The following is an 8095-nucleotide window of genomic DNA, read 5'->3' as shown; positions in this document are numbered from 1 at the left end:
GTCCCATAACCGAGTGCCCTTTCCAGAAAAGGACTCGATTACATGAAGGTTCTTACCCCCACCTTTTTCCCGCTCCCATTGCAGCATTGATCTACTGATTGAAGATCTGCGCGAGGAACTTCGTTCCCGGCCCTATGAACTGGTTTCGGTTGCCGGTGGTTGGCAACACCGAACTCGATCAGTGAATAGCCCCGAGTTTCGTGGACACCCTCGGGTTACATTTCCTGCTGCCGTTCGAACTCGACGGGTGACAGCATCCCGTTCCTGACGTGCTTCCGTTTTGGGTTATAGAACATTTCGATGTAGTCGAACACGTCCTGCCTTGCCTCTTGGCGTGTTCGATAGGTTCTGCGCCGTATCCGTTCACGCTTGAGCAGATTGAAGAAGCTTTCTGCCACAGCGTTGTCGTGGCAATTCCCTCGTCGGCTCATCGAATGCTCAAGATTGTGATGCTTGAGAAATGCCACCCAGTCCATGCTGGTGAACTGGGAGCCCTGATCGGAATGGATCAGGACCTTGCTCTTGGGCTTTCGACGCCACACAGCCATGAGCAACGCCTGCAACACGACGTCGGTTGTCTGGCGGCTCTGCATTGACCAGCCGATGACTCGACGGGAGAACAGATCGATCACCACGGCCAGATAGGCAAAGCCTTCCTGGGTCCTGATGTAGGTGATGTCGGTCACCCACGCCCTGTCCGGGGCCTCCACATCGAACTGGCGAGCCAAGGTATTGTCGACCATGATCGAGGGCCTGCCGCCATAGGAGCCGGGCCGTCGCTTGTAGCCGATCTGCGCCTTGATCCCTGCAAGCCTCGCGAGGCGAGCAATGCGGTTGGCACAACTGGTCTCCCCCTGATCGAGAAGGTCGTCATGAAGCTTGCGGTAGCCATAGACCCTGCCGCTTTCCTTCCAGGCATCGCTGATGAGCTCCGTCTGACGTGCATCCTCCAACGCCCTCTTGCTCAGCGGGTTCTTCAGCCAGGCGTAGAAACCGCTGGGTCGCATACGCAGGCAACGGCACATCGCCCGAACCGTGAACTGCTGGCGATGCTCGGCAATGAACGCGTATCTCACTTTGCATCCTTGGCGAAATACGCGGTGGCTTTTCTTAAGATGTCGCGCTCCTCGGTGACGCGCGCCAGTTCCTTCTTCAGTCGCCGGATCTCAGCTGATTGATCCGCATCGCCCGATCCCGAAGGCTTCGAGAACTTCTTCTTCCAAGCATAGAGCGAGTGAGGGCTCACGCCGAGCCGTTTGGAAACCTCCGCAACGGGATAACCCCGCTCGGTAATCTGTGCGACTGCATCGCGCTTAAAATCATCACTGAAATTGCCAGACCCCATCATGGCCTCCTTGCCTCAAATCTAGGGAAGAAGGTGTCCAGAAATCTAGGGGCTATTCAGTTCCTTGAGTTGTTCTGTGTCCATTCCGCCGTATTATTCTCCCAGCGATAATAGGTTTGTTCAGTCACGCCAATCCGACGGATCGTGTCAATACGGGGCATGCCTTGCCCCATCAGAACTTCAACCTGCCGCAACTTCACGACAATCTCTTCGGGCTTCGGTCTCTTAATCGCCATCTCCGGTCCTCCGTCTTCCTAAACATAGGGGCGGACCACTTCAAAGGGGGAGGCTCAATCCGGTGCAAAGCCTGCAGGTCCAATTGTGCTGCCGACTTTACTGTCACGAAGCTCATCGTGGGCCGGCTTGCCGCTTCGGAAATGGCCTCGCGTCGTGGTCATCTGTCTTGTGCACCTTCACATACGGCCGCACATAAAGTGGTGACATCAAGTGGGTCTGCTCACCCGCGCCGGGGGTATCCCGGCGCTGCCGTTGCAAGGTTTGCACCGCCGCTCACATAGCCAGCAGCATCAAAGATGCGAATGGGCCGCTGGCTGATCAAGTCATCAACGTTATGCAAATTGGATGCAATAGTTCTACCGAGCATGTCGCAAGTCTCTCGGTTGGAGGGTGGAATACAGAAGGGCCCGTGCCGTCGCAGCCCTTTTAGTCCGATCGCTCAATTAGCCCCGGTGCAGGTCAGCCAAGTCCTCGAACACAGTGACCAGTCCCTCGCATTCAGAGCTAAGTTTCTCGCCGAGCGGCTTGATGACCGAATAGTCAAAGCGTTCCTCGCCCAGCCACGGCCGGGAGATACCGCCGAGCTGGACATGAACTTCCGCAGTAAACGGATCAACGATGCCGACACCGAGGCTACGGATGACGAGCGCGGATATGACATTGGACAGATAGCTGCGCAGCTTGACCAAGGGCGGTTTCCGCATTCGGGCAAAGCGCTGGTCGAACAAGCGGCCGGTCATGGTCGAATCGACGAAGCCGACAAAATCGAGACCTGCCAAATCTTCGGCACAGATCGCGTCCTTTTCCTGGAGCGGGTGGCCGGCTGCGGCAATGAAGCGATAGGCCAGCGAACCGGTCTTGACGACGTCGATCTCAAGCTTGTGCTGGGTCAGCACCCCGAAGCCGATCTGGCATTGTCTGAGCGCCACCTGTCGAACCACCGGCAGTGTCGTCATCGACAGAAACTCCGCCCTGAAGCCCGGCCGTCGCGCCTGCAGACGCGCCACGGCTTCGGGGAGGGCTGTGTAAGCAAGTGCGGGGGCAGCCGCAATCGTGAGGGTTGCCCGCTGACCGCTCCTGATCTGTTGCGCGGCGCGTTCAATGTGTCCGAGCCCGGTAAAGCTGCGCTCCACTTCGATCCAGAACTCATGCGCTTCGTGGGTTGCGACTACCCGGCTGCCATGGCGGGTGAACAGTCTGAGTCCGGTTTTTTCCTCCAGTTCCCGGATCAGCCGGCTGGCGGCCGGCTGGGAGATCCGCAACTCCTCGGCCCCGCCAGACACCGTTCCGGTGCGCATGACGGCGCGGAATGCCTCCAGGGAGCGTTGACTCAACATGAGAGTATAACCTTTTCACATAATCGCGGAACAAAAATTTATTTGCCTTATAGCAACCGTCGCCGTTGACTGGCAATCAGCACTTGATTGCCCAAGGAGACTTATGTGCACACCAGAAGCGCTGATCAGAGCTTCCCTCTCAAGACGAGTGTCGTCGTAATTGGCGGTGGCATTGTCGGAGTGACGGCAGCGCTGTTCCTGGCCGAGCGCGGCGTGCCCGTCGTGTTGTGCGAAAAAGGCCAAATTGCTGGCGAGCAGTCATCGCGCAACTGGGGCTGGATCCGCAAGGCCAGCCGCGACGAGCGCGAATTGCCACTGATGATCGAAAGCGCCCGGCTGTGGTCGCGCATCGTATCCGAGCTCGACAGTGACATCGGTTACGGCGTGCGCGGCACCACTTATCTCTGCGAGACCGATGCCGACATCGCCCGGCATCAGGACTGGCTCGACAAGACAAAGCATTTCCAGCTCGATTCCACGCTGTTGTCGCCATCGGAAACCGACGCCTTGCTCGGACGAACCGGAAAGCGGTTCAAGGGAGCGCTTCACACCCCGTCGGATGCCACCGCCGAACCCCGTCTGGCAGTGCCTGCCATGGCGCGGCGGGCGGCGGAGTTGGGGGCAACTATCCTGGACAATTGTGCCGTCCGGCTGATTGAGCGGGAAGCCGGCAATGTCCGCAGCGTGGTCACTGAGCGCGGCGAGATCGCCTGCGAATCCGTCATCCTCGCGGGTGGCGTCTGGTCACGGACTTTCCTGGAAAATCTTGATCTCGACCTGCCGCAGCTGGCGGTCAAATCCTCGGTCATGAGGACCTCGGTCGCCCCGGAATTCATCTCCGGCACAGTTGGTTCAGAGCGCGCCTCGTTGCGCCGCCGCCAGGATGGCGGCTACACCGTCGCACGCAGCGGCGCGGCAGAATTTCAGTTGATTCCGGCTGCCTTCCACCACTTTGCCGCCTTCCTTCCGATCATCAGGGAGCGCTGGCGAATCATGAAAATCCGTGCCGGTTCGGAGTTCTTCGGTCCGCTGGGCAGAGCCCGCTGGAAAGCCGACGAAACCAGCCCTTTCGAGCGCGTTCGTGTGATGGACCCCGAGCCCGATAAGAAACTGCTCGCTCGCGTGCTGAGCGATGCGAAGGTTCTCCATCCGCAGCTTGCGGACGTGACTGTCGCCGAGACCTGGGGCGGCCTGATCGACGTCATGCCCGACGAGCTGCCGGTAATCGATAGCCCGCCGGGCTGGCAAGGTCTGGTGCTCGCCACCGGCCTGTCCGGCCATGGCTTCGGCATCGGCCCGGGCGTCGGACTGATGGCGGCACAACGGGTGCTTGGTGAAAACATGCTGGTCGACGCCTCCAATTTTGCTCTGGCGCGGTTCAACCGGAAGGCGGCGGCATGAGCGCGCCCGATGTCCTCGTCATCGGAGCCGGCATTACCGGAGTGGCGGCGGCGCTGGAGCTGGTGGAAGCCGGCGCCACTGTCGAGATCGTTGATCGTTACGGCCCGGCTGCCATGGCCTCGGGCTGGACCCTTGCCGGAGTGCGTCAATCTGGACGCCATCCATCGGAACTTCCACTCGCTCTGGCTGCAGTGGCGCAATGGCCGGAGCTTGCCGTCAGGCTTGGCGCCGAGACCGGCTATCGCCAGGATGGCAATCTGCGGCTGGCGCGCAATGCCGCTGAAGTCGAAACCTTGCGAATACTGGTGGAAAACCAGCGCGCAGCCGGCCTCGACCTGACACTTCTCACCGACCGTGATGCCATTCTTGAGATTGCACCAGCGCTGGCGCCGCTGGTGCGTGCCGCCTCGTGGTGTCCAACCGATGGCCACGCCGATCCGGTGGCAACTGTCACGGCCTATCTCGAGAAAGCCACGTGTTTGGGCGCCCGCGCCTCGATGGGAGAAAGTATCTGCAACCTGATCAGCGAGGGCGGGCGCATCACCGGCGTGCGTACCGATAAACGCACGATTTCAGCCGGTGCGGTGCTGGCGGCCCCAGGCATTCATGCAAATTCGATCCTTGAACCACTGGGCCATTCCATCCCGCTGCGCCGTCCGATTGTCACGGTGCTGCGCACCACGCCGCAAGCATTCCAGCTCAAGCCGGTGCTGGGTGTGGCCAACGCCGACATGGCGGCGCGACAGGAAATCTCGGGCCGGCTGCGGGTGACCAGTGGCGCGCAGGACTGGACCGGCGAGATCGAACTTGTCGACGGCAGGCCGGTGGCGCGACCGCTGATGCGCCGCGTGATGGAGACCATTGTCCGGATCAGCGAAGTGCTGCCGGCGTTCGCCGATGCCGAAATCGAAGGTTTCTGGGGCGGGATTCTGGATCTTACGCCCGACGCATTGCCGGTGATCGATCATGTGCCGGGGTATGAAAATCTGATCGTTGCCGCTGGCTTTTCCGGCCATGGCTTCGGCATTGGTCCGGTCACGGGGCCGCTGGCGGCCGACCTGGCATTGGGGCGCACACCGCGCCTGGCGCTGGATGCCTTCAGGTTCGACCGGTTTGCCGGCAACAACACAACAGAGGCGGTTTTAACCCTGCACGGATGACCGGCGGGACAGGGGCGAGGTGAACAGATGAGGGACAGGAATTGATCGACCCGAAAGGCCGAGTTGTCATGATTTCCGGCGCCAGCCGCGGCATCGGCATGGCGATTGCCAAGACCCTGCACGCCAAAGGCTATGTCGTCAGCGCCGGCGCCCGGGACGTGGACGCACTGCGGGCGGTTCTGAAAGCTCAGGCCGGCGAGCGGCTCATTTGCGCCCGCTACGATGCTGCGGACCGCGGCAGCCACGCCGACTGGCTCGCCACCACCATCGACCGGTTCGGACGGCTCGACGCGCTGGTCAACAATGCCGGCACGTCCAATACCTTCTCTATCGAAGAGGGCGATGAGGCCGAGCTCGACCTTCTCTGGGGCATCAATGTCAAGGGACCGCTGTTTCTGACCCGCGCCTGCCTGCCACATCTTAGGACGTCTGGCTCGGGCCGGGTTGTCAATCTGGCTTCGCTGTCGGGAAAACGCGTGCGCAACGATAACATTGCCTATAGCATGACCAAGCACGCGCTTTTGGCGCTAACACACGGGATACGCCGCATCGGTTGGGCAGACGGAGTTCGAGCCACCGCCCTGTGCCCCGGCTTCGTGGCCACTGACCTGACCGCCGACGTGACAAAGGTCAGCCGGGACGAGATGATCGACGCCGCGGACCTGGCAGAGCTGGCTGCAACCGCGATCGCACTGCCTAACACTGCCGCAATGGCTGAAATGCTGGTCAATTGTCGGCTTGAAGACACTCTATAGCCGGTTGTGAAACCGGCACGAACGAAAAGAAGGATAAAACAGAAATCAAGCCAAAGGATACGCGGCACCGCAACGACGGAGCGTCGCGCCTGACAAGGCTTCAAGAATTCCGCCGGTTGCCCGATGACACTGACAGACAGTGGAACGGGGGTGGCGGTGCATCGGGAGAGGCTGCGACGCCGTCATGGCCTGACGTCTATAACAAGGGAGAACAGACATGAAGCACAGAATGATAACAGCGAGCCTGATGCTCGCAGGGGGACTGGCAGTGTTTGCCGGAACCACCAATATTGCCTCCGCAGGACCCGACACCAACATTCTCAATGTCGGCATCGCCGCACCGGATGCCGGTCGTCTCGATCCACATCTTTCGGCCACTACCATCGACAAGGCGGTATTCGGTTGGATGTTCAACGGCCTGGTTCGGCTGAAGCCCGGCACCGCGTCGCCCGAATCCGTTGAGCCGGATCTGGCCGAGAGCTGGGAAACCAGCGCGGACGGCCTCGACTGGACCTTCCACCTGCGCAAGGGCGTGCAGTGCCATCACGGCTATGGCGAACTGACTTCGGCTGACATTGTCTATTCGCTCAATCGCGCCGCCGACCCGAACCGCTCGAGCTTCGCCGGCGATTTCGCGGCCTTCGACAAGGTCGAGGCGGTCGATCCCTACACCGTCAACATCGTGCTCAAGAACCCGATCCCGAGCCTGCTCGGAGTGCTGAGCAATTATCATGGCGGCAACATCGTCTGCATGAAAGCCGCTGAAGAAATGGGCGAAGACTTCCAGAAGCGCCCGATCGGCACAGGCCCGTTCATGTATGGCGAATACAAGCCACAGCAGAGCTTGATGCTGGTTGCCAACCCGGACTATTTCCGTGGCAAGCCGCAGCTTGATGGCATCAGCTATCAGTATGTACCGTCGGATTCCGCGCGTGACCTGGCCTTCCAGTCCGGCGAGCTTGACATGCTCTACGGCAAGCAGGACCAGACCTGGGTCGAACGCACCAAGCAGATTGAAGGTGCCGTCGTGCATGTGATGGAGCCGGCGGAAATGTCGGTGATGTCTCTCAACATCACCTCCAAGCCGCTTGATGATATCCGTGTCCGTCAGGCGATCGCCATGGCGGTTGACCGTGAGCAGTTCATGGATTTCAAGGGTCGCGACGTGACACGCATCGCCAAGTCGGTGGTGCCGCAGGGGTATCTCGGTTCCGCCGACATGAGCGCCCTTATGCCCAAGCATGACATTTCCGGCGCCAAGGCACTGCTCGCCGAAGCCGGTTATCCGGATGGCGTTACCCTGAAGGTGATCCACACGGCGCTGCCGGGCATGCTCGGCACCATGGAAGTGTTCCAGGCCCAGCTTGCCGAAGCCGGCATCATGCTCGACATGGAAGTCGTCGAACATGCAACTTTCCATGCCCAGATCCGCAAGGATTTGAGCCAGATCGTGCATTACTCGGCCGCCCGCTTCCCGGTTGCCGACACCTACCTGACGCAATTCTTCCATTCCGCCAGCACCGTCGGCACACCGACGGGTATCACCAACTTCTCGCACTGTGCGGTGGCTGACAAGGAAATCGAGGAAGCTCGTGTCGAGCAGGACATGGAGAAGCAGAAGCAGCTCTGGAAGACCGCCCAGGAAAAGATCATGAACGAAGTTTGCGGTGTTCCGATCTACGAAAACCTTCAGATCTGGGCGACCAAGACCAACCTGGATCTGGGGTATGAGCTGATCGGTTCGCTGAGCCTCGGACCGCCGGTCACCGAGAACACCCACTTCATCAAGTAAAATCGGACGAACCGGGGCGGCCACTATGCCGCCCCGGGCATTCCGATTGATGTCGCAAATTGCCCCTC

Annotated in this window: 6 protein-coding genes and 2 pseudogenes; 5 read left to right on the top strand and 3 right to left on the bottom strand. The window is 60.3% G+C overall.

Features of this window, described 5'->3' with window-relative positions:
* Nucleotides 1–79 precede the first annotated feature (79 nt).
* A pseudogene (locus tag O4H62_RS25750) lies at nucleotides 80–181 on the top strand (SMC-Scp complex subunit ScpB); the annotation flags it as partial.
* A gap of 34 nt (nucleotides 182–215) precedes the next feature.
* Here the strand turns inward: O4H62_RS25750 and O4H62_RS25745 are convergent.
* The 3 genes and pseudogenes from O4H62_RS25745 to O4H62_RS25730 form a co-directional block, all read right to left on the bottom strand.
* Nucleotides 216–1345, bottom strand: a protein-coding gene (locus tag O4H62_RS25745; protein WP_269391752.1) for an IS3 family transposase whose coding sequence is annotated in 2 segments (ribosomal slippage) — nucleotides 216–1117 and nucleotides 1117–1345 — 1131 coding nt in all. Because the reading frame shifts where the segments join, the coding sequence is not laid out codon by codon here.
* A gap of 57 nt (nucleotides 1346–1402) precedes the next feature.
* Nucleotides 1403–1581 (bottom strand): annotated as a pseudogene (locus tag O4H62_RS25740) (IS3 family transposase); the annotation flags it as partial.
* 444 nt (nucleotides 1582–2025) lie between these two features.
* Nucleotides 2026–2919 (bottom strand): LysR family transcriptional regulator, encoded by an 894-nt coding sequence (locus O4H62_RS25730; protein ID WP_269391751.1) that lies wholly within the window; start codon nucleotides 2917–2919, stop codon nucleotides 2026–2028.
* 105 nt (nucleotides 2920–3024) lie between these two features.
* On the opposite strand from O4H62_RS25730, the gene O4H62_RS25725 reads away from it, so the two are divergent.
* From O4H62_RS25725 to O4H62_RS25710, 4 genes are all read left to right on the top strand, one after another.
* A complete protein-coding gene (locus tag O4H62_RS25725; protein WP_269391750.1) occupies nucleotides 3025–4320 on the top strand; it encodes an NAD(P)/FAD-dependent oxidoreductase in 1296 nt (431 codons plus the stop codon).
* Nucleotides 4317–5480 (top strand): NAD(P)/FAD-dependent oxidoreductase, encoded by a 1164-nt coding sequence (locus O4H62_RS25720; protein ID WP_269391749.1) that lies wholly within the window; start codon nucleotides 4317–4319, stop codon nucleotides 5478–5480. The genes O4H62_RS25725 and O4H62_RS25720 overlap by 4 nt, the downstream gene beginning before the upstream one ends.
* 41 nt (nucleotides 5481–5521) lie before the next feature.
* Nucleotides 5522–6235 carry an SDR family NAD(P)-dependent oxidoreductase gene (locus tag O4H62_RS25715; protein WP_269391748.1) on the top strand — a complete coding sequence of 238 codons (714 nt, stop codon included), beginning with the start codon at nucleotides 5522–5524 and terminating at the stop codon, nucleotides 6233–6235.
* A gap of 217 nt (nucleotides 6236–6452) precedes the next feature.
* The gene (locus O4H62_RS25710; protein ID WP_269391747.1) at nucleotides 6453–8027 is read left to right on the top strand and encodes an ABC transporter substrate-binding protein; all 1575 of its coding nucleotides are present in this window, start codon (nucleotides 6453–6455) and stop codon (nucleotides 8025–8027) included.
* Nucleotides 8028–8095 lie beyond the last annotated feature (68 nt).

Origin of the sequence: Parahoeflea alexandrii, assembly GCF_027214025.1 — a bacterium.
Lineage (GTDB): Bacteria > Pseudomonadota > Alphaproteobacteria > Rhizobiales > Rhizobiaceae > Hoeflea > Hoeflea alexandrii_A.
Note: the sequence above shows the minus strand (reverse complement) of the source record. Positions and strands in the feature narration are given on the sequence as shown.